The 1383-nt window shown below is 68.8% G+C and carries 1 protein-coding gene; it reads right to left on the minus strand.

The annotated features are described in order from the left end of the window. Positions 1-1200, minus strand: a 1200-nt coding sequence (gene istA / locus TR50_RS42105) for an IS21 family transposase (protein WP_042436044.1), incomplete at its 3' end; no start/stop codon positions are given. Positions 1201-1383 lie beyond the last annotated feature (183 nt).

The raw sequence follows: 1383 nt of genomic DNA on the forward strand, positions 1-1383 counted from the left end.
GATCTTCTCGGGCGGGTAGTCGGTCACGTCGGTGCGCTTGCCGCGCTCGCAGGCGGCGTGGGTCTTGATGAGGTCGCCTTTGTGGAAGACCTGCACGATGGTGTGGGTGGAGCGGACGTCGACCTTCTTCCCGATGAACTGCCACGGCACCGAGTACAGGGTCCGGCCGATCTTGATGTGGATGTCCGGGCCGACGGTGGCCCGCGACCATTTCGCCAGCACGAACGTCCGCTTGGGCAGCGGCGCGAGCGCGTCCTTCTCGTTCGCTTCGAACACCACCGCAGGGGCGGCCCCGCCGAGTGGCCGGCATTGCCGCTGCCCGGCGACCTCGACCGACCACCGCTCCGCGGCCCGCTGCATCTGCTCGATCGAGGTGAACTCCCGCCCGCGCCACCACGAATCGCGGATATACGGCATAGGCCTCTCCACGCGCCCCTTGTCCCGCGGTTTCCGGGACCGCGCGGGGTCCACGAGGGCGCCGTAGTGCTCGGCAAGCTCGGCGTAGGCGCGGTTGATCTTCGGATCGTAGAGGTCGGGACGTTCGACGCCGGTGCGCAGGTTGTCCGGTACCAGGCGCGCCGGGACGCCACCGAAGTACTCGAACGCGGCGACGTGAGCGGCGCACCAGGCCTGCTGGTCCATCTTCAGCACCGGGCGCACGAACATGTGGCGCGAGGCGGCCAGGACCATCACGAACGCCCACACGCGGTGGCGTTTCCCGGTGCGCGGGTCGGTCCACATGCCCATCGAGCCGTAGTCGATCTGGGCCTCCTGGCCCGGGACCGCGGGCTCGCGCAGCACCACGACCTGGTCCCGGCGGGCCTCCTCGGGCAGGTTCGCCCGCACATACCGGCGCAGGCTGGAGGCCGAGCAGTCCAGGCCGTGCTCGTCCCGCAGGCGCTGATGGATCGTCGCCATCGTCAGCACCGGCAGCATCTGCTTGATGAACTCGTGGTGCCGGGCGATCTGCGGCCAGGTCACCTGCCGCAGCCGGGTGTCCGCGAGCTCGGGGAACCACTCCTTCACCAGTCCGGCCCAGTCCGCGCCGGTCATCGGCGGCCCGCCCGGCGCGATGCCGGCCGCCTCCGCCGGGGCCAGGTACTTCCTGATCGTCTTCCTGTCGATCCCCAGCGAGTCCGCGAGCTCGGTCTTCGAGCGCCCGGCATACCAGTGGATCAAGATCTCGGTCACATCGACCACGGTGAACGTTCTCCTCGCCATACCGTCCCTCGCACATCCGCACGAAGGAAGCGTCCGTCTGGTGAGGACCGCACCCACAGCGACACGCGTACGTCATCCCGGTGGGGAATTACGTGCTCACGGGGGTGGGGAATTACGTGCTCAGGACCGGCTCACAGGTGGGGAATTTCGTGATCGCCGACA

The organism is Streptacidiphilus anmyonensis (assembly GCF_000787855.1).
Taxonomy (GTDB): Bacteria; Actinomycetota; Actinomycetes; order Streptomycetales; family Streptomycetaceae; genus Streptacidiphilus; species Streptacidiphilus anmyonensis.